The 22285-nt window shown below is 37.5% G+C and carries 22 protein-coding genes; 10 read left to right on the forward strand and 12 right to left on the reverse strand.

Annotation, left to right across the window (positions count from 1 at the left end; translation table 11 throughout):
- Position 1 precedes the first annotated feature (1 nt).
- Both AAGS61_RS08785 and AAGS61_RS08790 read right to left on the reverse strand, forming a co-directional pair.
- Positions 2–184 (reverse strand): XtrA/YqaO family protein, encoded by a 183-nt coding sequence (locus AAGS61_RS08785; RefSeq protein ID WP_391370229.1) that lies wholly within the window; start codon positions 182–184, stop codon positions 2–4.
- A 281-nt stretch (positions 185–465) separates the two neighbouring features.
- A complete protein-coding gene (locus tag AAGS61_RS08790) occupies positions 466–633 on the reverse strand; it encodes a hypothetical protein (RefSeq protein WP_391370232.1) in 168 nt (55 codons plus the stop codon).
- Between the two features lie 741 nt (positions 634–1374).
- On the opposite strand from AAGS61_RS08790, the gene AAGS61_RS08795 reads away from it, so the two are divergent.
- A complete protein-coding gene (locus AAGS61_RS08795; RefSeq protein WP_391370235.1) occupies positions 1375–2241 on the forward strand; it encodes a hypothetical protein in 867 nt (288 codons plus the stop codon).
- 20 nt (positions 2242–2261) lie between these two features.
- Here AAGS61_RS08795 and AAGS61_RS08800 read toward each other — a convergent pair whose 3' ends face one another.
- The gene (locus tag AAGS61_RS08800) at positions 2262–2420 is read right to left on the reverse strand and encodes a hypothetical protein (RefSeq protein ID WP_391370238.1); all 159 of its coding nucleotides are present in this window, start codon (positions 2418–2420) and stop codon (positions 2262–2264) included.
- A 995-nt stretch (positions 2421–3415) separates the two neighbouring features.
- Between AAGS61_RS08800 and AAGS61_RS08805 the strand changes: the two genes are divergently transcribed.
- From AAGS61_RS08805 to AAGS61_RS08815, 3 genes are all read left to right on the forward strand, one after another.
- Positions 3416–4102 carry a YetF domain-containing protein gene (locus AAGS61_RS08805; RefSeq protein WP_391370241.1) on the forward strand — a complete coding sequence of 229 codons (687 nt, stop codon included), beginning with the start codon at positions 3416–3418 and terminating at the stop codon, positions 4100–4102.
- Positions 4103–4477: 375 nt separating this feature from the next.
- A complete protein-coding gene (locus AAGS61_RS08810; protein WP_391370244.1) occupies positions 4478–4900 on the forward strand; it encodes a ferritin-like domain-containing protein in 423 nt (140 codons plus the stop codon).
- A gap of 120 nt (positions 4901–5020) precedes the next feature.
- Positions 5021–5233 (forward strand): hypothetical protein, encoded by a 213-nt coding sequence (locus AAGS61_RS08815; RefSeq protein WP_391370247.1) that lies wholly within the window; start codon positions 5021–5023, stop codon positions 5231–5233.
- Positions 5234–5332: 99 nt separating this feature from the next.
- Here AAGS61_RS08815 and AAGS61_RS08820 read toward each other — a convergent pair whose 3' ends face one another.
- Positions 5333–6745, reverse strand: coding sequence for a polysaccharide deacetylase family protein (locus tag AAGS61_RS08820; protein ID WP_391370250.1), 1413 nt, complete (start codon positions 6743–6745; stop codon positions 5333–5335).
- A gap of 275 nt (positions 6746–7020) precedes the next feature.
- Between AAGS61_RS08820 and AAGS61_RS08825 the strand changes: the two genes are divergently transcribed.
- Together AAGS61_RS08825 and AAGS61_RS08830 are read left to right on the forward strand one after the other, a co-directional pair.
- Positions 7021–7788: an NRDE family protein gene (locus AAGS61_RS08825; protein ID WP_391370252.1), complete on the forward strand. Its 768-nt coding sequence runs from the start codon at positions 7021–7023 to the stop codon at positions 7786–7788.
- A 12-nt stretch (positions 7789–7800) separates the two neighbouring features.
- Entirely contained in the window at positions 7801–8571 is a 771-nt protein-coding gene (locus AAGS61_RS08830; protein WP_391370255.1) for an ABC transporter substrate-binding protein, read from the forward strand.
- 142 nt (positions 8572–8713) lie between these two features.
- On the opposite strand, the gene AAGS61_RS08835 is transcribed toward AAGS61_RS08830, so the two are convergent.
- The gene (locus tag AAGS61_RS08835; protein ID WP_391370257.1) at positions 8714–9595 is read right to left on the reverse strand and encodes a TetR/AcrR family transcriptional regulator; all 882 of its coding nucleotides are present in this window, start codon (positions 9593–9595) and stop codon (positions 8714–8716) included.
- 158 nt (positions 9596–9753) lie between these two features.
- Between AAGS61_RS08835 and AAGS61_RS08840 the strand changes: the two genes are divergently transcribed.
- Positions 9754–11226, forward strand: a complete 1473-nt coding sequence (locus AAGS61_RS08840) for a DHA2 family efflux MFS transporter permease subunit (protein ID WP_391370260.1) — start codon at positions 9754–9756, stop codon at positions 11224–11226.
- Positions 11227–11266: 40 nt separating this feature from the next.
- Here the strand turns inward: AAGS61_RS08840 and AAGS61_RS08845 are convergent, their stop codons facing one another.
- The 6 genes from AAGS61_RS08845 to AAGS61_RS08870 form a co-directional block, all read right to left on the reverse strand.
- Positions 11267–11932 (reverse strand): hypothetical protein, encoded by a 666-nt coding sequence (locus AAGS61_RS08845; protein ID WP_391370263.1) that lies wholly within the window; start codon positions 11930–11932, stop codon positions 11267–11269.
- Between the two features lie 277 nt (positions 11933–12209).
- Positions 12210–13787, reverse strand: coding sequence for a Na/Pi cotransporter family protein (locus AAGS61_RS08850; RefSeq protein WP_391370266.1), 1578 nt, complete (start codon positions 13785–13787; stop codon positions 12210–12212).
- 114 nt (positions 13788–13901) lie between these two features.
- Complete coding sequence (locus AAGS61_RS08855; RefSeq protein WP_391370269.1) at positions 13902–14108, reverse strand: thymidylate synthase; 207 nt, start codon at positions 14106–14108, stop codon at positions 13902–13904.
- Between the two features lie 54 nt (positions 14109–14162).
- Positions 14163–14690: a tubby C-terminal domain-like protein gene (locus AAGS61_RS08860; RefSeq protein WP_391370272.1), complete on the reverse strand. Its 528-nt coding sequence runs from the start codon at positions 14688–14690 to the stop codon at positions 14163–14165.
- Positions 14691–15154: 464 nt separating this feature from the next.
- Entirely contained in the window at positions 15155–16513 is a 1359-nt protein-coding gene (locus tag AAGS61_RS08865; RefSeq protein ID WP_391370275.1) for an aspartate kinase, read from the reverse strand.
- Between the two features lie 272 nt (positions 16514–16785).
- Complete coding sequence (locus tag AAGS61_RS08870) at positions 16786–18858, reverse strand: DNA topoisomerase (protein ID WP_391370278.1); 2073 nt, start codon at positions 18856–18858, stop codon at positions 16786–16788.
- A 106-nt stretch (positions 18859–18964) separates the two neighbouring features.
- Here AAGS61_RS08870 and AAGS61_RS08875 point away from each other — a divergent pair, with 106 nt between their 5' ends.
- The 3 genes from AAGS61_RS08875 to AAGS61_RS08885 all read left to right on the forward strand — a co-directional run bounded on the left by AAGS61_RS08875 (position 18965) and on the right by AAGS61_RS08885 (position 21615).
- The gene (locus tag AAGS61_RS08875; protein WP_391370281.1) at positions 18965–20584 is read left to right on the forward strand and encodes an MFS transporter; all 1620 of its coding nucleotides are present in this window, start codon (positions 18965–18967) and stop codon (positions 20582–20584) included.
- A 202-nt stretch (positions 20585–20786) separates the two neighbouring features.
- A complete protein-coding gene (locus tag AAGS61_RS08880) occupies positions 20787–21185 on the forward strand; it encodes a glucosamine 6-phosphate synthetase (RefSeq protein WP_391370283.1) in 399 nt (132 codons plus the stop codon).
- 127 nt (positions 21186–21312) lie between these two features.
- Positions 21313–21615 (forward strand): hypothetical protein, encoded by a 303-nt coding sequence (locus AAGS61_RS08885; RefSeq protein ID WP_391370286.1) that lies wholly within the window; start codon positions 21313–21315, stop codon positions 21613–21615.
- Positions 21616–21739: 124 nt separating this feature from the next.
- Here the strand turns inward: AAGS61_RS08885 and AAGS61_RS08890 are convergent, their stop codons facing one another.
- Positions 21740–22246, reverse strand: a complete 507-nt coding sequence (locus AAGS61_RS08890; protein ID WP_391370289.1) for a sigma-70 family RNA polymerase sigma factor — start codon at positions 22244–22246, stop codon at positions 21740–21742.
- Between the last annotated feature and the right edge of the window lie 39 nt (positions 22247–22285).

Genomic DNA, 22285 nt, shown 5'->3' on the forward strand with positions numbered 1-22285 from the left:
ATTAAAACTCCTCACCCTCGTCCCATTTCACCCTTTTTACCTGTCCTTGGTGTATGAAGATTCTCGTTTCGGCAAAGGCAGGAAGCTCGGCGACTTTGGCTTTGCCTTGTGATAATATAATCACACAACTGTCAGGCAATTCCATTATATCAAGTGTTGGCTTCCCATCAACATTTATTTTCAATTCTTACATTATCATACAGAAACCCCTCTGATATAATTGAATAACGCAATCAGAGAGGTACCCTAAATTAAAGCTACGGTTGCCGCCCTAGCTTTTCTTTTTAGCTGTTTACTAATAATCCACTCAAAAATTGATAGCAGCCTATTTTATCCTTAAAGTCTAGGTTGCATTCCACTTCGTAAAGCCTGTCGGTTAAATTGACTGTGTGAGCGTCTACTAAGGTAATCCTCGTTTTGCTATAAAATCTCTCGACATATGTTGAGGATTTCTTATTAAGCTTCTTACCTTTTTTTAGAAGCATTTTCGCTTTGTTGTTTTGCTTTATGTGAATTCTTCATTTGTTCTTCCGTTAGGTCATTCTCTTCACGTAAATCTAAATCGTCAGGACCTAATTCTACTCCAAATTCTTCTCGATTTAATTCATTTTTATTTCGCTTTTCTTTTGCCAAAGTAATCACCTCCAATTAATAAATTTTCCCTTTTGGAGTGATTTATACTTGAATGTACTTTATTTCATCACTTCTGAAGTGTTTTTAAGGCATATTTTCGGCTAAGGATAACACCCTAGCTATGCTTCTTTCTCGTCTTAGTTGTTCCACTCCCTTACATTTAGCTAGGATAGGTTCATCTAACACCTTTATATGATCTAATTCCCAAGCATAACGACATTCTATATAAATAATCACCAAACGCTAATTCTAAACCATCTCCCGTTTTTCTTTGTGATAAAACTGACGCATTTCCTAAATCGCACCCTACTTTGTAACAGTCACAACCAAGTTCGTTATGGAGATTACAACGCCAGTTGGTAGGTCTTTATAAAATGTAATACTATGCTTTACTAATACACCTCTAATCAACAAACCTTCAAAAGCTTCCTTATTCACCGACTTACTAGCGTGAATAGCTAACGGGCCTCGATATTTCATCCGCCAGCTATGTGTTTCGAATTTCTTTTCACCTAAGGCAATCAGCGTTACCCAAGACTTGTTTCATCGTGATTGCTTTGATATATACACCTTCCTATGTAAAATTGACATATTGTTAAATAACAAATTTGATAAAACATAATTTTTTATTTTTTAAAAATTTAACCTATTTTTAACATTTATAACTTATATTTCCAATTAAGGTATTTATAAACTCAAGTTTGTTAATTCCTTAAACATTTATTATCAGGAGGTTTTTATATGTCAAATCAAGATTTACAGATGGAAAGCTGGTTAACAGTAAATGATGTTTCTCTCCACCAAAATATTCAAACGCCACTTTCTTTCAACCTTGCTGCATCTCTACAAGATGCAACGCCGGTCCAAGATACTATAAGTGGAGGCTTACTTATTGGTAACAAACAAAATGAAGCGATTGATGCCAATAATAATGTAAAAAATGTCCTTCAAACGTTCGGTCGTTTCAGTAATGAAGTCAAACAATCGGTTCAAGTAAGTCCCATTGTTGGATTAACAACTATACTTGATATTGCAAGAATCGTTTCCAACTACAATCCTGCTTTACCCACTGATAAAGAAAGTGATGAAACTAAAAAAGCAAGAGTAGTTGCGTACAACCAATATATTACTAAGGTACTACAAAATCCTTTAATGCACTTAAAAAGCAACTATGAAAAAAAATACACTAAACGAACGTCTAACTGGAACACGGCAATTGATGAAATTAGTAATTTATATGATGGCATCTCAGAAAGAGATAAAGAGAAAATTAAAACTAGTTTAAAAGCTTTAGCAGAAGCTGCCTCTTCGAGATCGAATACAGCGAATACAGAAAATATATTTGCCCAAAATGTCATTGTCTGCAATGATGAAGAAATTGAATTTTGTATTTATTCGAGCTCGGTTACCATGCTTTATAGTGGTGGTAAAAATACCGTAAAACAGGTTGAATTTACTCTAAACGAAACACACATTAGATTTACAAAAGAATTATGGAGTAAATACTCTGATGCTGTTTTAGCTAAACACTTAGCGTTGCTCGATGATTGGTTAACTGGTATTACTACACCTAATAGTGGCCAATCTACTCTTACTTGTTTAGTTTAAAAAATTTATCAAAAGGAAACCTAGAGAATTAACGGTTTCCTTTTTTCATCTTTAATGTTCATAATCCCCTGCGCTTCACTACGCAGGCGATAATCATCTAATGGGGCAACTTGATAGAAATACTGTTCTCTTTCTATTAGAAATTTCCCATTTTTTGTTAAGCAATATGTTTCAAGCACTCATTTCCTCTTACCGTGATAATATACCCACTCCACCAAAACCTTTGACACTCTTGTTCAACGTCAATCACTATATGTACTGCAGCTTTTGAAACTAGTGGAGCTTGTTCATTACGAATAAAAACGGATGTTAATACATTTTCTATTCGTCTACATCGGTTGGGTATATATACTGTACGCTCTAATTACGATGGAATCATATGCATCACTATATTACGTTTCTAAAAAGAGAGCACCTCTTAAAACAACTAGCCCGTATACTGACATTTTGCGTCCATCACTTTACTAGCAAGAGTGAATTTTTTACTTCCGTTTATTAAAACAGATTATTTTTCATGCCCTGATCGTGTCAGATAGCGAAATCCATATACAACTTAATTTAAAACAAGTGTTAAATTAGGTCTATTTACCTAAATAGCACTTATCCTCAGTTAAGTTGTATATCAAAATCGACAAATGGTGGTTTGGTCGATTTTTAAAGTGGATATGTCATTCTAGTTATAAAAAAATCACACGTCTTTATTTCTTTTTATTATGTTAAAGAGATAGTTATTGTTTTTTACGATTAACCACATCACAAAGGCGTGGTTGAATCAAGAGGGATTTTTCAAAAAAAGCCTAATTATCTTCATTTCCCATCAATAAAGGCACTTTTCTCATCCTCCACGCTAGCTCTCCTTTTAGTAAATTTCTCTTTTTCTTAACATAGCATCTACTCCTAGAGCGCTCCATTTCAAATGAAAACAGTCATTTTTTCGCCAAAATGGAAGCAAATTGAACGATTCGCTAGCAAGGTAGCGCTAGTTTCTCCTCTTTTGTTAAATAAGAAAAAACCTTATATTCAAAAGTTTCCTCACTTGCACAAAGATTAGATTTCCAGCTTTTTGTGCCCTTTTACCATTTGTTACCGTACACAATCCTGCACCGTTTTCATTGTTATGAATGTATTATTTTGTACATTTTGGATACTCTACGAATGAGATAGGAGTGGGGAAATGAATACAAGTTATTTACAAATCATTATGGAGACCGTTATTACGTTTTTCGTTTTGCTTGCATTTACGAGGTTTTTAGGAAAAAAGCAGCTAAGTCATCTCACATTTTTCAATTACATAACAGGCATTACAATCGGCTCCATTGCAGCGAATATGGTTATTATCGATACAATCACTTATACAAAAGAATTAACAAGCCTTGTCGTCTGGTGTGCACTCGCTACCTTTATTAGCTATATTAGCCTTAAATCAGGAAAAGTGCGGACAATCCTAGATGGACAACCGACGATTGTTATAAAAAAAGGGGCAATCGATCGAAAAGCTTTGTCCGCCACTAAAATTAATCTCGATGACTTAACGATGATGATCAGGCAACATCAAATTTTCTCCATTACCGAAATTGATTATGCCATTTTAGAGCCAAATGGTTCTCTTAGCATTCTAAAAAAGCCCCAATTTCAAGAAACACAAAAAAGCGATTTAAATCTCTCCCCTTCCCCTCCTCCATTTATACCGATTGAGGTAATTACAGATGGCAAACTATTAGAAAGAAATTTATTGGAGACGGGTATGAGTAAAGCTTGGTTGCAGGAACAATTGGCAAAAGCGGATGTACAGTCTATTGAAGAGGTGTTTTACGCGGAAATTCAATCTAACGGTCAGCTGTTTATTCAAAAAATGAATTAAATCTAACTATCTTCAAGTTGCCGCAGCATTTAAAAATGCGACGGCTTTTTGTACTTCTAGCCGCTCCAAAATCATGACAAATTTATCCCCTTGCTTTTGCCATAGCTTCTAATGCCTTCATAGTGTGTTCACGGTTTCCACCATGATGAAAAAGAATGGCATTTCCTTTATCTGCACTTAGCAATCTCTTATCTCTTGATGCAACGTTTGCCCTTCAACTAGGTTGGATGAAACAGGTGAATAGCTTGATTTCTGAAATTAACTTGGGAATAGTCATTTTTTACAGGCTGGATGTAAGCATCTTGAATTTCGATTGTTCAGGACATGTTACGTTATATGGCAAATGTAATATACTGACTAAAAAGGAGTGCAAATTTGCAATATCATTATCCACCGTCTTCAGAGAACAATATCATTGGTGATCTTACGAAAGCTATGAATGGGGAGTATACGGCTATACATTTTTATGAACAACTCGCTAAACTTGCCCCAACCCCCGAAGTGCAAAAGCGCATCCTTGAAATTAGAAAAGATGAAATACGTCACTATCATGGTTTTGCTACTATCTATACTAGCCTTACAGGACATCCCCCATCCCCACAAATAATTGAAGCATTACCTACTGATTTTAAGAGCGGTGTGCTAGCTGCATTTAAAGATGAACAAGAAGCTGTCGATTTTTATCACCGAGTAGCGAGGCAGTGTCATATCCCCTATATTAGTGAACAGTTTCGGTCAAATGCCGCAGACGAACAAAACCACGCTGTTTGGTTTTTATTTTTTATGACTCATGCTTAATGATTGGCACGTGTCATAGCGACACTCTCCGCTCGTTTTTGTCCAAATGCATACTACTAAGCTATATTGTCCCATTACCATTCTCTTAGAATAAATCATGTACTGAAAGGAGTAACTCTTATGCCATGGCCATATAAAATTGGCTACTTAATAGGTCAGCCCGTTGGCGTATCTCTGTCTAACGGGCAAGGAACTTCCGGCATTTTATGCGGCGTTTCAAATGGAAAGTTGCTTATCCTTGAATACTTGTATCAAAGCCAATTCGCCCTAAAGCAATACGACTTTCATATGATTCAAGATGTGAACGGATTTCCACCTTGTCATATTCAATGATTAGTTCAAAATAGCTTATACAAATCATTCACAAACATGAAAAAAATCCTCTACGAAGGAAAAGTCTTCGCAAAGGATTCAAAGTAAATTGAAATACACCTAGGAAACATGCCCAAAATGCGGGCCCGCGCCGTTTTCATGTTGTAACATGAGCAGTTCAGATACCGTTACAAACTGGTAGCCTGCTGCTTTTAATGTTACTAGCAATTCGGGTAACGCTTCCGCTGTGGACGCATGAATGTCATGCATTAAGACGATGGAACCATTTGTCACATTGTTTGTAACGATATCATTGATAGCAACTGGATTACGACTTTTCCAATCTAGTGAATCGACAGACCATAGAATCATAGAATAGTCATTCATCTTAGCATAGTGGACAACATCATTATTATAAGCTCCATAAGGTGGGCGAAATAATACCGGTTCAATGCCTGTAGCCATTTCGATTTTTTTAGTTGCTTCGCTCATTTCCTTGATCATTTCTTGGCTGGTCAGCTTAGTTAACTTTGAGTGACTATATGAATGATTCGCAATTTCGTGACCATCGTTTGCTACTTGTGCTGCAATTTGTGGATACGTTTCCACTTGCTTACCTAGCATAAAAAAAGTAGCTTTTGCACCGTGTTGCTTTAACGTTTTCAAAATCTGCGGTGTCACTTTAGGGCTTGGTCCATCATCAAAGGTCAGCGCAATATATTTTCCATGGGGATCTAATTGTGATTTTTCTATACTTATCATATGTTCTAATTGCGCATTATTTAATAGAGTAGGATGTAAATATGAACGTAATGCCTGAAGCGGGATTTTCATTTCTATTCCACCTACACTGCCGGCTGCCACTTCGTATGGATCAAAGAAAATATTCAGTGTTTGTTTACTTATCGACCATGTTAAATTATCAAGATCACTTAACTTTTCATTTAATACCTCTTCTCTTACATAGTCTTCCCACTCCATTAATTGATCTTTTATGAATGTACGAATTGTTTTTGAAGCTTCATCATTTAAATCGATGATGTCATGTAATTGTACGCTTTGGCCTGATTTCCTATTTACCGTAAACGTTTTAAAAACTTGTGTCGGCTTCCCTTTTCCAACGTATTGATAAGCGGTAAATAACAAACTATATAATTCACCCGTTGTTTCTACCTTTAAGTCAATCGTTAAATGCGCTAAATTGTCTGCGTTTAACATCTCACTGTTACGTTCTACTTCTTCTATAAATACACTTTTCTGCTGCTCCATCCATTCTTTTATAGGGAGATTTAAGCTTTTACTTTTGAATGTCGGCATACTAATCGACATTGTATATGTATCTGTCTCTTTTGTATCTGTTCTTATATTTAAACTAGCATCCTCGCTAATTTCTTCTACCTCAGCTGTATGATTAGTACCGCTAGAAGCTTCTATTGCAGGACTTACAAAATAGTAAATCGTACCGAATGTTACGACTGAAAATAAAATAAGTGCTACCCACCCTGCCCATTTAATTCGCTTAATAACCCGCATTTCCTTACACCTTTCACTAGTCTGTATTATTCTTCTATTAAATAGCTCCACCATGTCATATGTTTAAATACACCATCTTAACGATTTGATTGATAGCGCTCGATGCTTCATCTCCTAAAGGCTCCTTCCTTTTTCAGTATTTTATTGTCTATATAAGTTAGACGGATAACTGCTTGAAAAAGTTGAAAACAATCTTTTTATTTTTAGCGGCACATGAAGAGGGTTTACAAATGTAGCGGAATCCGTAATAGTAATGATAGAAAGGGCGTGAAAACATGTGTATTATCGCTTTTAGTTATAAGACACACCCAGACTTCCCGATCATCATCGCAGCAAATCGAGATGAGTTTTACATACGTGAAACGAAAGCCGCGCATATGTGGGAAGATGCAACGCACATTTTAGCTGGACGGGACGGCGAAAAAGGTGGGACATGGTTAGGTGTTAGTCAGTCGGGTCGCTTTGTTGCGATTACCAATTATCGAAATCCCCTGCTTTCGGACAAGGGGACCTATTCACGAGGACAAATTGCCACAGATTTTTTGAATAGTGATAGCCGTGCTGAACAATTTGCACTGGACTTACAAATAAAGCGGGATTTGTATGGACCGTTTAATGTACTACTTTATGATGGCGACAAATTGTTTCATTACAATAACGTGATGGATGACGTAACAGAAGTGCAGCCTGGCATGCATTGTGTGTCCAATGCGACACTTAATACCCCTTGGCCAAAAGTCGAATTGTTAAAAGCCCAATTCACAAACGTAGTATTGAATGACGATTTTTCCGACGATGATTTATTTTATATTTTAACAAACAAGCAGCAAGCGTCAGATGAGACATTACCGTCCACAGGTGTACCCCTTGAACTCGAAAGAAAATTATCACCGATTTTCATTCAATTTGAAGGCTATGGTACACGCTGCTCAACCGTTGTCCGATTCGATCAAACCGCATGGCACTTTACAGAACGCACATTTGAACAGGGAGAATATCATGCAAGCAAACAATTTCAATTCCCTATTGAAAAGGAACGATAAGGAGGTATTTATGTGAAGCATGTAGTAGACCATTTAGGCAGAAACGTGACGTATGCATTTCCACCAAAACGCATTGTTTCTCTTTGCCCGGCGATTACAGAAACATTATTTCATCTAGGCTTGCAGCAAGAGATTGTTGGACGTACAAAGTATTGTATATTCCCAGAACAACAAGTCGCCGATGTCCAAACAGTCGGCGGCACAAAGCAAGTCGATTTAACTACGATTCAATCGTTACAGCCGGATTTAATTATTATGGAAAAAGAAGAAAACACGAAAGAAATGGTGGACATGCTTGAAAAGCATTTTCCTGTCTATGTTTTTCAGGTGGAATCGATTTCAGAAGCACAGCGGATGGTTGAAGATGCTGGCCAATTAGTCAATCGAGTAGAAGAAAGTAAAGAGTTGGTCCGTCAAATTGACGCAGCATTCAAAACACTCCCTCAAAAAGCAGGAAGAGCAGCCTATATGATGTGGCGTAAACCCTATATGGTTGTCGGTGCTACAACTTACATTAATGATATGTTGGAAACGGTTGGCTTTGAAAATCCATTTACAGCTTATGAAGGGCGGTACCCTGTCGTCGATATCGAAGCATTAAAAAATGCCCAACTAGATTACCTATTTTTATCGACAGAGCCCTTTCCGTTCGCGCAAAAACATATTGAGGAATTAGCGGTGCATTTGCCGAATACTACTATCCAAATCATCGATGGTGAAATGTTTTGGTATGGGGCAAAAATGAAAGAAGCCGCCCCCTATTTGAAACAGTTTTGGCAGTAAACAAGAGAATTTTTATCCACTAAAAAGCTGTTCCGCAAATGAGTCGTTTACTCATTTCTGGAACAGCTTCGTCGTGTGAAGCGATGAATAAATATAATCCTTCGATCTCCTCTAAAGCCCCCATCATCGGAAGAGCTTCTTCTTACATTTTCAGTTGTTTCACCAAGTACCATACAACACTAGACAATTCTTTTACTTCATTTGTATACGGAGAATCTTTAAATTCATATGTAAACGCCCGCAATAATGCATGGACCACAATTTCACGAGGTGTCTCCTTCTTAATCTCCTCTAGTAAAGCATCTGTTACATCTTGCTGTGGCTTTGTAAAATGCGGTTGCGCTTGGAACGTCTCCAATTGCTCGAGCACTTCTTCTGCTGAGACTTCGACTTTCGTAAAGGAGCCGATAAATACGCTCACATTTTGAATATCAAATAAACCTGTTCCTTGATGAATGAGCATTGGCACAATTTCTTTCATGTATTTCATTGTAGAGGTAGCGACTGCTTTCACTTCTAGTGTATTTTGATGAATCAGCTTTCCTGTAAATGATAAATGCTGCATCATGCCATAATATAAAACAGCTGCTTCAAAAGCATAATCGCGAATGTCGTCACCAAAAACTTCCACGAATCGAGTGGCAAGCCAATCTAACTCTAACACGCGATATTTTAAAACAAGCTTTTTCAGCTCCATATCACCCGAGTGTAAAATTTCTTCAAACACTCGGTCTATGCCACGTGAACGATTAATGCTAGACAGCACCGTTATTTGTTCGATTAGTACATCGACATCTTGAGGGTCTTTACCAATCATAATTTCGCCACGTGCTAATGTAGCATCATAACGTGCTTGCTCTAAAATCGCACCAACACACTCATGCTTAGATGAAAAATAATTATAAAATGTCCCTTTGGAAATACTCGCTCGTTCTAATATATCCTGAATGGATGTTTGGCCAATTCCTTTTTCAACGAATAAGGACAACGCATGATCAACGACTAGTTTTTTACGTTTATTCATAGTGCCTCCTTCTTTTTTTCTTTGCCTTAAGTATAACATGATACGTTGACGGAAGTAACCAACTTATACTCACGTTATTTTTCTTTGATTTTTTTGGACTTATAGTATAAAATCTTTCAAGTGAAGAAAATAAAGAATAGAAATATAGGGGGAAAAGAATGAATACTAGCACTATAGAAAAAAAACCGCCATATTTAATGCTCGGCATTTTATTTTTTGGAGCATTTGTATCGTTTTTAAATAACTCATTGTTAAACGTTGCCCTGCCATCCATTATGGTTGATTTCGGTATGAAGGATTATGCTACGGTACAATGGCTAGCAACAGGCTATATGTTGGTGAGTGGGGTTTTAATTCCTGTGTCTGCCTTTTTAATTACACGATTTAAAAACCGTACACTCTTTATTACATCAATGGCACTGTTTACACTTGGCACAGTGATGGCTGCCATTGCACCAAGCTTCGGCTTTTTACTTGCTGGTCGCATGATTCAAGCAGCTGGTTCATCTGTCATGGGACCTTTACTGATGAATATTATGCTTGTGAGCTTCTCTCGTGAAAAACGCGGGGCAGCTATGGGGATTTTTGGTCTTGTTATGATTACCGCACCAGCCATTGGACCAACACTGTCTGGCTACATTGTTGAATACTATGACTGGCGTTTATTGTTTGAAATGATTATTCCATTTGCTGTCATTAGTTTAGCATTAGCCGTGTGGAAGTTAGAAAACGTCATGGATACACGTCAAACATCATTAGACTACTTCTCTGTTGTATTATCTTCTATCGGTTTCGGTGGTATTTTATACGGATGTAGTTCTGCGAGTGCGGCTGGCTGGTCAGATCCAGTCGTGATCACAACGCTTGTTGCAGGTTCGATTGGTTTAGTGTGGTTTATTGTACGCCAATTCCGTTTAGAGCAGCCTTTACTCAATTTACGTGTTTATAAATATCCCATGTTTGCTTTGGCATCGGTTATTGCCATGGTTAACGCCGCAGCCATGTTCTCTGGCATGATTTTAACACCGGCTTATGTACAAAGTGTGAGAGGGATTTCACCATTAGATTCTGGTTTAATGATGTTACCTGGAGCAGTAATAATGGGGATTATGTCGCCCATTACAGGGAAACTATTCGATAAATTTGGCCCACGTGCACTAGCAGTTATCGGTCTATCTATTACAACGTATACAACGTATTTATTATCTCAATTACAGCTTGATACAACGTATACACATATCGTGGTTGTTTATACGTTACGCATGTTTGGGATGTCCATGGTGATGATGCCCATTATGACCAATGGATTAAACCAATTACCAACTCGTTTAAATCCACATGGTACAGCCGTAAACAATACCGCTCAGCAAGTAGTCGGTTCAATCGGTACAGCATTATTTATGACGATTATGAATTCCGTTGCGACTTCTAAAGGAGCAGAATTAGCTACAACAATGGATATGACACAAGAAAATGCAATGGCGATGCTACAACAGCAAGCGTTACTAGAAGGGATTCATTTTTCATTTTTAGTCGCGACCGTTGTAACCGTCGTAGCACTAGTATTATCATTCTTCTTAAAACGTGTGAATGTTAGTCCAGAAGAAATTGAAAAATTAGAAAAGCAATAAAAACAGCGCGAGTGGTATTTCCACTCGCGCTTTTACTTATTTAATACATCGGAACCTTTAGCACAATCGGTTCACCTAATTCATCATAATTTTGGTCATAGACTGGGGCTATTTTCAATTGAATACTCGCAATATCTCGCGGCTTCGATGCAAAATCAATCATCACTGTGCCTTGCTTTTTCTCATTCGGTTCAAAATGAGCGCCAAATTTATGTGAAAATTTTGGGTTTAAAACAGTTGTTTCATTGCTATCCGCAATAACTTTAGCGTCGTCGAGGTTAAACAGCACTGGCTGTCCCCCATTGTTTTCTACTGTCACTTCTAACACGGCTAACGTTGCACGATCATGCCCTTCTACCGCTTTTTTAATTTGATCGTTTGCCGCAATTAGCTGCTCTAATCGTACTTCAGTTACTGTTAATTGAACTGGACCGGATGTAGCCGTATGAGCTACTGCTCCAGATTCAAATAAAATATCGTGAGTCCCTAACTTATCTGTCATCGTTTTTATGCCAACATTTGAATCTTCAATATGTACTTCTTCCTCAACTGGAACTACTGTTGCAGCAGTTGCATTTTCAAGAGGTGCCTCTTTTAACTTTTTAAGAGGGCTATCCTCGCTCATCAATAAAAGTGCTACAATGGCAATAGTTGATAAACAAACCGTGATGATACCACTTACTAGTACCATTTTACCTTTTCCCATATGATCACTCCCTATCATATTACTATTATAACTAAAAATATGTAATTTCTATAGATATAATTATCCAATGAATCAAAATATTTTTGCTTTAAAATAAAGTATCATATCGTAAATTCATCATATTTTAAAAATCAATAGTTATTTAGAATTATAATTCCCGAAAAAGTATTCACATTCATTTATGAAAAACAGCTTATTCATACTGAAATCACTTTTGACTAAAAGCCTAACACGATAAAAACAGGGTGCCGGAAAATTTTCACTTTCCGGCACCCTGTTATTTTACTTCTTGTTCTAAAGCTTGGAATTCTGCCATCCTCGCGGTTGCACGCCAATAATGATAGACGAGTCGATCGATCCATAGAAGTGCCTCTACCTTTGATACTGCTTCTTCCAATGCTTTTTCACTTGTTACGGAACGTTCGAAGTATTCCGCACGTTTAATACGACGTTCTTGCGCCATCTCTTGCGAAGTTTGTTCAAGTATAATCGAAATTTCTAATAACTTATCGTCATCATGTAGTACGTCTGTAATATCAGTTAAAATTGCTTGCCATTTAATCATTAATTTCTCTTGGAAATAAATCGCTTCCACCTTTTGTTGTTCTCTTAGCACTTTGATTAAACGGCTCAAATGATCCAACGTATGCAAAATGCAAATATGTTGATGCCGCTCTTTACTAGAGGTTGACTGGACTAAATTTAAGAAATCACGTGTTTGATCGATTGCTTCTTCTACTTCAAGCATCATCTTTTCATATTCAACCGTTACTTTCTTTTCCGCAATCAGTAATTTTAAAGCGCTCGTTAAATGCATCATAATATCTCGCAGCGTTTTATAGCTGACGTAAATCGCTACAGATGGTACTTGTATTAAACTATCATCCAGATTTTTCGTTAATGCATTTTCACGTTCAGGTATAATTTTCATCAGTACGTTCGCAAATACTTTCATAAACGGTAAGAAAATAAGCATCCCGATTACACTAAACATTGTATGGAAAATAGCAAGTGCCAGCGTTTGATCGAATTCTCCAGCAATTCTTTCTGTGATCCATTTTGCTACTTTGATAAAATATGTAAACCCAATTGTGACAAAGACAGCTGTAATCGCATTAAATAAAAAATGCGTCATCGCTGTACGCTTAGCGGATACAGATGCACCAATTGCTGCAAAAAGTGCAGTAGCTGTCGTACCGATATTTTGCCCAATAACTAAATAAGCTGCCTGGTTAAAGTCAATTGCCCCTGCAAATAAGGCGGTTAAGGTTGCCGCCATCGCCGCGCTTGATGCCTGCATAATTACCGTCATCACTAACCCAATCAAAATTAACAAAATAATCGAGATAAACGAATCAGCAGGAAGGGATTCAAATGAAATCAAGTCTTGTGCCGACCCCATCCCCTGTTGTAACATATCAATCCCAAGGAATAATAAACCAAACCCTGCCAGAACACTACCAAATTTTTTAATGTCATTTGGTGCAATTAACGACATAAATACACCGACACCAATAATCGGCAAGCTCATTGTTTGAAGGCTAATTTTAAAGCCAATTAATGAAATAATCCAACCTGTACTCGTGCTCCCAATGTTCGCACCGATAATGACACCAATCGATTGTAAAAATGTTAATAAGCCTGCACTAACAAAGCCGATTGTTAACAGCGTAGTAGCCGTAGAGGACTGCACTAAAACGGTCATGAGCGCACCCGTTATAATTGCTGTAAATGTCCCTTTTGTAAATGTATTGAGCCACCTTTTTAACGCTTCACCCGCCACTTCTTTTAACCCATTTGTCAGCATTGTCATGCCTAATAAAAATAAACCAATCCCACCAAAAATCGTAAGCATTCACACACCACCAATATTTACTAGTCAACTATTAAGTCTACCAGTTCTTTCATATAAAATTAACAATAAATTTACAATAAAACAACATTAAGTTAAAATTAAAAAGCTGTGCATTCACACAGCCTTTAAGTAAATCACAAGTTCTTGACGATATACACCATCCTCTAAGTAGTGATCTAAATTATGAAAATCATATTGGTAATTACCATGCGGGAATGTAACACTTTCCCCTTGTACTGCTGCTAAGAGACCTGCCACATCTGTTGAGACCATCTCTAAAACTTCTTCACCCGTTGCTGTTAAAACAAATACTATGTTCATAAGTCCTCCTTTATACCACATTCACAGTCTATGTGAACGACAAACACCTTCACTTTACGCACCAATAAATAATGTCGATTGTGCAATCGCTAAAAAAAATGCGGCATCTTGCACTGGACTTTCTGGCATGATTTCTAACGTCATACTAAACGTGTCCGATATTTCATCGTACACGGGTAGCCAACGAGCAACTAGTGTATCACTAATGAGAAAAGCTGACCAATCTTCCATTGCTTTATCGATTTTCATTTCGAGTGCAGTACCTTTAATAAACAGCTCAGGCACGCCAATTCGCCAGTTCTCATAGTTAATTACATATGTTTCATTCGTACGATAATCTGTTGCCTCATACCATAAGCGACCTTTCCGTTGTACTTTACGACACATAAATACGGCCTTGTCTTCCGTTGTTTTCACTACGTACTTTAAAAAGTAGCGATAATCAAAATAGCCGTCCAATAATTTTTTTAAGCCATTATCATATACACGATTTAGTGTAAACGCATGTTGACCTGCTTCCAAGACTGGTATATCTTCCGTGGCATTTAACCTTGCGGGTACTTCATATGTAAATACGTTCATTTGTTCAATCCTTTAAAAAATAACTTTTATTTTGGCTCTTCACCAAAATATGTACTTGACCGCACATTCCGTTACGGGCGGACGCTTTCCGCGGGCGAGGTCGAGCCTCCTCGTCGCTCATACTTCGCTCCTGCGGGGTCTCGACTTTCTCGCTTTTCCCGCTGGAGTCGCCGCCCTTCACTCCATGTGCTTTTAGAATCCTACTTTTTTAACCAAGAACATATTTTGGCATTAAACTTTTATTTTGTTCCAAATCTATTTAGAAAATTGAGCGACTGCATATAATGTACATCAAATGCTTGATATTCATCAAGTACCGATCTTTTGGAATACTGATAAAAAGGTGATTTGTTTGAAAAAAGTGAAACTAGCCTTGTCGGAAATAATCCAACAAGGCTAGTTTGGTAACAAGTGTTTGTTTAAGATGCAATTAAGCGAACGATTTTAGCGCTAATCGCTATTCGTTACATTTTCACTGCGGAAAAAAATTCGCTATATAACGCTTTTAAAATTTGGTCTTCAAATTGTTTGTTTACCCCAAACACTAGGCTTACTTCAGAAGAACCTTGATTAATCATTTCAATATTTGCGCCTGTCGAAGAAATCGCTGTTGTTGCACGCGCAGCTAGGCCTGTATTATTGCGCATCCCTTCCCCTACGATAACGATCATCGAGAAGCCATGACGGAAATGTGCATCATCCGCATGTAATTCTTCTTTTACGCGATTTACGATACGCTCTTCTTTTTCTGGTGTTAATTGATTCGAACGCATAATAACTGAAATATCATCTAAGCCAGATGGCGTGTGTTCATAAGAAATATTTTCTTCTTCAATAATTTGAAGCAGTTTTCGTCCGAAGCCAACTTCACGGTTCATTAAATATTTTGATACATATAAAATGGAAAATCCACTATCTGCCGAAATCCCTGTCACCGAGCGACCTTGCTCTGAACGAGTAGGTACAATGCGTGTACCCGGCGCGGATGGGTTATTTGTATTTTTAATGTTCACTGGAATACCTTGTCTATACACAGGCATTAATGCTTCATCATGGAAAACAGCAAAGCCTGCATATGATAACTCTCTCATTTCTCGATAAGTAATTTCTTTAATTTCTGCTGGGTTGTTGATTACTTTTGGATTTGCTGAAAATACACAGTCTACATCCGTAAAGTTTTCGTAAAGGTCAGCACTCACAGCTGAAGCTAAAATTGACCCTGTAATATCTGAACCACCACGGTCAAATGTACGTAAAATACCGTCTTTAGTATAGCCGAAGAAGCCAGGGAAAATCACAACTTCCTCTGTATCCTTTAATACGCTTAATTTTTCATAAGCTTCAGATAAAGCATATGTGCGTTCAGGAAGATCATTAACAAGTAACCCTTCCTTCGGGCTGACATAACGCGCTGGTAAGCCCGCTACATTAAAGTAAGCGGCAATTAGCTTTGCATTATTATCTTCACCACTTGCTTTTAAATTATCGATAAACAAATCTTTATTAGACTTATCGCCTGCAACACGCTCACGTAAATCTGCAGCGATAATTTCCGACATCGTCTGATCTAAACCTAAACCACTTGTAATATCTTCATATCGATTGACAACAGCATTAATTTTTGACTCAACATCACCGCCAATAAGTGCCGTTTCCGCTAGATCGATTAATAAATCCGTAACTTTAATATCTTCACTTGAACGTTTTCCAGGAGCTGAAACAGCAACTACTTTGCGTTCAGGATTCGATTTAACAATGTTAAATACTTTTTTAATTTGCTCTGCACTTGCGACGGAAGTACCGCCAAATTTACATACTATCATTTCACCAGATCCTTACTTAATAATGTTGTTGTACTTCTAGAAAAAACATTTGATTTCCCACAGTGTACAAACTATAGGCGTAAACGTCAAGAGAATTCTAAAAAATCAAACGAATCATCCAAATAAAAAGTGACTAATTTCCGAACTTGTTTGTTTATTATATGTAAATTTGATTGAAATGGTAAGTTATTTTCATTTTCAAAAGTAAAATTTACATAATGAATAAAAATAGTATCACCATATACTTTCAACGTCTAGTTAGCATGCGTATATTATTTTTTTTGTTGTCTACTAGGGGTAAAAAGAAATTCCAGTTTCTCACCGTTTAGCTTTAATTTTGCCTTTCCTTTTTTACCGCTTTTCCATGTAAACAAAATCTCTCGCGTTTCTTTCCCCGCGAGTAACTTTTTCATATCAGTAGGCGTAATTTTGCCTTTCATGAGTGATTTGCTAATATAGAATTTACAAGATTTATTTGTACAATTGTACCCTTTAAATCCTTCTACTACTGAATCCCCACATGTAACACATTTCCCTACAATCACGACTTCTTTTTCTGCAACGGTCATTTCAAGTGCTTTCATTTTTGCGGTTGTATCGTGAATAAATTGCTGCATGTCTGTATAAAACTGGCGCGAGCTAAGAGAGCCGTCCACAATATCCTTTAACTTCTTGCTCCACACAGCCGTCAAAACAGGTGAGACAACATCATGATTACCAAGCGACCTAATAACATCAATCCCGAAATCGGTTGCCGCAAGCGATTTTCCTTCCCGCATCATCATACCGATTGAAAGAAGTTTTTCCATAATTTCTGCTCTCGTTGCACTTGTTCCAATGCCTTCAGCGTCTTTTAAGATGGCCTGGAGTGTTTTATCTTCCACAAAGCGACCTGCATGAAACATCGCATCGAGCAAAGTACTATCTGTATAACGAGCTGGTGGCTCTGTCATTTTCGATAAGATTTGGCTACTATGAACGTTCAGCTGTTGCCCTTCTTTTAGTAGCGGTAGCGGTCGTTCTTCTTTTCGCTTTTGCGCTTCGTAAAGAACTGTGTAGCCTTTATCAATCACCGTATTGCCACTTGCTTTAAAATGATGCTCCCCACATAGTAGCATGACATTCGTTTTATCTAATACATAAGGAGGTAAAAAAATAGCGAGCAGTCGTTTGACAATTAACTCATAAATTTTCACTTCTGCCGGTGTTAAAGTTTTCTTACCGACAGCTACATCCGTAATCGTAATTGCATGGTGATCGGTTAATTTTTTATCATCCACATATCTTTTCGTATACATCGTCTTTTGTATATGTGCTTCATTACTTAAAATGTGTTTGGCTACTTGTTCAAACTGTGGTAGAGTGGCCGCTACTTGTAATTGATGAGCAATCGTTTTAGCAAATGCAGTTGGTAAATGTTTGGACTCGGTACGGGGATACGTAATAAGCTTTTTTTCATATAAGCTTTGGGCTATTTTTAGCGTCTCTGCCGACGTAAAGCCGTAAAACTTATTTGCCTCTTTTTGTAGTTCTAGTAAAGAATGCAAACTCGGCGCAAATATTGTTTTTCGTTCTGTTTCAATTTGCTTCACGAATGCAGTAGGTGCTAACTTCGCCTGAATCACTTGTGCGGCTTCCAATGAATCGATTTTGTTTGTTTTGGCAATCGGATCGAACCAAAGTGCTTTCAATTCACCTGTATCTAACTCAAGCTGGAAATACGGCGTTGGAACGAAATCTCGAATTTCTAACTCTCGTTTTACGACAATCGCTAAAGTGGGTGTCATGACACGCCCTACTTTAATCGTACGTCCGCCTTTTACGGTTGCGGCACGTGTTAAATTTAATCCTACAAGCCAGTCAAAAATCATTCGGTACATGGCAGCGTTGCGTAAATTCCGAATCATTTCATCGTTTTCATCAATTAAATGCTCTAAAGAATGACGAATAGCAGCGTCTGTCGTTTGTGATGTCCAAAAACGCTTTACAGGCAGTGCACATCTAGCTTTTTTATAGAAAGAGTAAAAGATATTTTCTCCTTCCATCCCTGCGTCACAAGCATTAATAATAAAGTCATATTGATTTGTTTTTAGCAATGCTTCAATGTCTTTATATACTTTATAGGCACTCTTTTTTACACGAAATTCATATTTAGCTGGCATCATTGGGAGAAGATCTAAACTCCACTTTTTCCATTCTGCATGATACTCATGTGGCTCTTTTAACTCTACAACATGCCCGACAAAAGATGTAAAATCAATTGTATACGGTAGTGTTATTTTGTTATAAACCTTTTGGATATCGCGCATTAGGGAAGGTTTTTCGGCGATTAATAACGCTTTCAATTCATCCCCTCCTTTTACTCGTAAGTATAGTAAAGAACGTATGTTTTGTAAATGTGGATTCATGTGATGGGGGCAATAACTCAATTATTTAGAAGGAGGCTTATACATGAAGAAAAACGTTTCTTCACAAACTTGGGCACTGACTCTTTTTGCAATCGGTGTATTTATGGCTGCACTCGATAACGGGATTATTAGTGCAGCACTCACAACGATTAACAGTTCATTTGACGTTTCTCCTAACTGGGGGGCTTGGGGAATCACAATATACACACTCGGTTTAGCCATCAGTGTACCGATTATTGGGAAGCTCTCCGACCGCTACGGACGAAAAAAATTATTTATTATTGAAATTGCGATTTTTGGCATTGGTTCATTACTTGTAGCACTTAGCCCAAACTTTACGTTCTATTTAATCGCACGCTTTATTCAATCAATGGGTGGTGGCGGTATTTTCATCATTGGTAGCTCACATATACTGAGCACCCTCCCTGCCGAAAAACAAGGGAAAGCACTTGGCATGCTAGGTGGGATGAACGGCATTGCTGCTGTATTAGGGCCAAACGTTGGTAGTTTTTTAATAGATGTAACGGGTAGCTGGCATGTGCTCTTTCTCATCAATGTACCAATCGCTATCTTTCTCATCATTTTTGGCTTACTAAAACTAGAAGAAACAAGCGAGCCAAATCCAGGCAAACTCGACTTATTCGGCACAGTTCTATTATCACTCGCCATTTTAGGGATTATGTATGGACTCACGAATATCGAGGGTGTTCACTTCTTTGCCAGTTTACTTGAACCAACTGTATATGGCTTTATTCTTGTAGGAATTGTTCTATTTATTGGCTTATTATTTTATGAAAGTCGACTGGAAGCTAAAAATGGAGACCCTATTTTACCCTTTAACTTACTAAAAAAACCACCTTACTTATTTACATTACTTATTGGATTGTTCTCGGGCGCACTATTAGCGGCCATGATTTTTATTCCTGCGTTTTCTGAACAAGTATTAGGTATCCCTGCAGAAAAATCAGGCTACTGGATGACACCACTTGCCATTGCTGCGGGGATTGGCGCTGGAGTTGGCGGTGCCTTCGTCGATAAAAAAGGACCGATTTTCGCGATTATCTTATCAGGGATTCTTTCCATGATTGGATTTTTCCTCTTCCCATTTTGGATTGAGGCAAAATGGCACTTTATCGTGGCATCTATTGTAGCAGGTGTTGGCATGGGGATGATTCTCGGTGCACCGCTCAATATTTTAGCAACGGAAGGGATCAAAAAAGATAAAGGGACATCTATTGCGACGCTCTCTTTAGTTCGGCAAATCGGGATGACGCTTGCACCAACGATCTATGCTGGATTTATCGCCCGCGGTTTTAATGACATGCCTACTCTTTTTGCAACAGCGTTTCCTGAAAAACTGCAAGCAAACTTAAATCATGTAACACTATCTAATGAAGCGCAAGCTGAAATGGGGCAATTTGCACAACGTTTTACAGATGGCACTGAAATCTCTCAAGAGACAATAAGTACAGCCATCGCGAATATCCAGGACCCAACGCTAAAAGAACTCATTACATCTACTGTAACAGACATGACAACAATGGCTGCACAAAACGGATATGGTGGATTGTTTATGTCAGCTAGTATCATCTCCATTCTGATTTTAGTAACAGCATGTATTTTAGCGTTGATTCGTGAAAAATATATCTCTTCCACTTCTTAAAAAAGTAGACGAATCGTTATAGCGATTCGTCTTTCTTATTTCCTGGGCAATTTTCTCATTATTTCGATAATTAAAGAGAAATAAATGATTTTATTTCCAAAATACAATTTACGTGCATAAAACAGAAAATATTATATTAATCTAGAAAATATATACATATCAATGTTATAATGCACTTATATATAGCTAGGGGGAATGGAAGATGAAAGTAACGAAAAGAACCGTTTTATGGATTGTCCCAATACTTCTCATTGGTGCATTTTACTATTTTTACGGACCTAAAGATGCGATTACAGAAAACGCGTATATTGACTATGTTAAGAGCCAAACATTAGTGGACAATAGTAATTTAACAGTGGAACAAGCCTTTAATAACTATTGTGAAGTAAGTGACTGGGTGTTTTTCGAGACACAACGTGGACAAAAAGTAGTGGAATTTAAGGGGAAATGTCCTGTTGAAGAAATAACACAATCGGTTAATTTACAATTCCTTGTTGATGATGAACAGACTGAACATACAGTTGGCGCAATGTTACTCAATGATGTTAAGCAATCATCTGAAGAGCGGGATACATTTATTCAAACCATTTATAAGAATTAACTCCTACAGAAAAAAATGGTCTCTTCTCCTATAGAATGAGATCATTTTTTATATGTTTAGTTATCTTCTTTAGGAAAAAATCTGAAACTCAATAAGGTCTGATTCGTATAATAAATGAGGTGATTCCATGAGTACGTGGCTTTCTTTTACTATTGTGATTGTTACGGCAGTCGTAAATTACATAAGATATCGTGAAGCTTTTAACGAGCTGACCAAGAAAGAGTGGACACAATATATCGGCAGTTTCTTCTTAGCATGGATTGTAGCGATCATCATCATTATAGGCGGAAAAGAAATACTAAACCCATTACCATTAACAGGCTCGTTTGAAAAGGCTATTGAGTGGATGCTCATCATAGTAGGTTTAATGTTGGCATTGCGAATTATGTACAGTATGATGCCTAAAAAACTGAAGGATGCGTTTGAGTGAAAAGAGTAGTATGTATTTTGCAAGAATGGACCTTTAAACGAACTAAAAAGCGCTCATTTTCATGCTTGTTTTTTATATGAGCGCTTTTCTAGCCTATTTTTACTCCCATTTTTTCAAAGCAACATTAATCATGACATTTTAATTCCGCTACCTTCCCCTGAAATGTATGAATCAATTTCTGACGCAAGCGATGTTTACGTTTTCGTATTCCCTCGACCGAAATGCCGTACTCCTTTGCTAGTTGCTCATTGGATTGATCCTTTATAAACACATCGTGGAGTAGCTTTTTTTCCGCCGCCTTTAACTGCCCTGCTACCTTTTCAAACAGTGAATTTTCGGAAATGACTTGTTGTTTTTGTTCCACATAAAAGGTCATTTTTTCATCTGTTGTCGCAATAAAGCGCGCCTCTTTTTTCGCATTTTTGCGCAAAGCATCAATGACGTCGTACCACATTTGATTATACACATACGCCTTTAAGTCATATTTACTCGCATCATATGTTTCCCATGCTTGCCATAACGCGATAAATGCGATCTGTTTATACTCATCTCGATTTTTATAAATACGACATTTGGACAATAGCTTCTCTATGACAGGCTCCATTTCAGTAACTAGCTTTTCAAACTCCATTACCTTGTTCGTCCTTCTAGATCATGCATGCTCTGTTTA

Source organism: Lysinibacillus sp. KU-BSD001 (genome assembly GCF_042920265.1).
Taxonomy (GTDB): domain Bacteria; phylum Bacillota; class Bacilli; order Bacillales_A; family Planococcaceae; genus Lysinibacillus_B.

What these genes read in the sequence shown, in the direction of transcription:
- AAGS61_RS08815 (WP_391370247.1), top strand. Translation starts at nt 5,021, where the DNA reads ATGCCATGGCCATATAAAATTGGCTACTTAATAGGTCAGCCCGTTGGC.
- AAGS61_RS08805 (WP_391370241.1), top strand. Translation starts at nt 3,416, where the DNA reads ATGAATACAAGTTATTTACAAATCATTATGGAGACCGTTATTACGTTT.
- AAGS61_RS08795 (WP_391370235.1), top strand. Translation starts at nt 1,375, where the DNA reads ATGTCAAATCAAGATTTACAGATGGAAAGCTGGTTAACAGTAAATGAT.
- AAGS61_RS08820 (WP_391370250.1), bottom strand. Translation starts at nt 6,745, where the DNA reads ATGCGGGTTATTAAGCGAATTAAATGGGCAGGGTGGGTAGCACTTATT.
- AAGS61_RS08855 (WP_391370269.1), bottom strand. Translation starts at nt 14,108, where the DNA reads ATGAACATAGTATTTGTTTTAACAGCAACGGGTGAAGAAGTTTTAGAG.
- AAGS61_RS08890 (WP_391370289.1), bottom strand. Translation starts at nt 22,246, where the DNA reads ATGGAGTTTGAAAAGCTAGTTACTGAAATGGAGCCTGTCATAGAGAAG.
- AAGS61_RS08845 (WP_391370263.1), bottom strand. Translation starts at nt 11,932, where the DNA reads ATGGGAAAAGGTAAAATGGTACTAGTAAGTGGTATCATCACGGTTTGT.
- AAGS61_RS08880 (WP_391370283.1), top strand. Translation starts at nt 20,787, where the DNA reads ATGAAAGTAACGAAAAGAACCGTTTTATGGATTGTCCCAATACTTCTC.
- AAGS61_RS08875 (WP_391370281.1), top strand. Translation starts at nt 18,965, where the DNA reads ATGAAGAAAAACGTTTCTTCACAAACTTGGGCACTGACTCTTTTTGCA.
- AAGS61_RS08825 (WP_391370252.1), top strand. Translation starts at nt 7,021, where the DNA reads ATGTGTATTATCGCTTTTAGTTATAAGACACACCCAGACTTCCCGATC.
- AAGS61_RS08835 (WP_391370257.1), bottom strand. Translation starts at nt 9,595, where the DNA reads ATGAATAAACGTAAAAAACTAGTCGTTGATCATGCGTTGTCCTTATTC.
- AAGS61_RS08885 (WP_391370286.1), top strand. Translation starts at nt 21,313, where the DNA reads ATGAGTACGTGGCTTTCTTTTACTATTGTGATTGTTACGGCAGTCGTA.
- AAGS61_RS08850 (WP_391370266.1), bottom strand. Translation starts at nt 13,787, where the DNA reads ATGCTTACGATTTTTGGTGGGATTGGTTTATTTTTATTAGGCATGACA.
- AAGS61_RS08860 (WP_391370272.1), bottom strand. Translation starts at nt 14,690, where the DNA reads ATGAACGTATTTACATATGAAGTACCCGCAAGGTTAAATGCCACGGAA.
- AAGS61_RS08865 (WP_391370275.1), bottom strand. Translation starts at nt 16,513, where the DNA reads ATGATAGTATGTAAATTTGGCGGTACTTCCGTCGCAAGTGCAGAGCAA.
- AAGS61_RS08840 (WP_391370260.1), top strand. Translation starts at nt 9,754, where the DNA reads ATGAATACTAGCACTATAGAAAAAAAACCGCCATATTTAATGCTCGGC.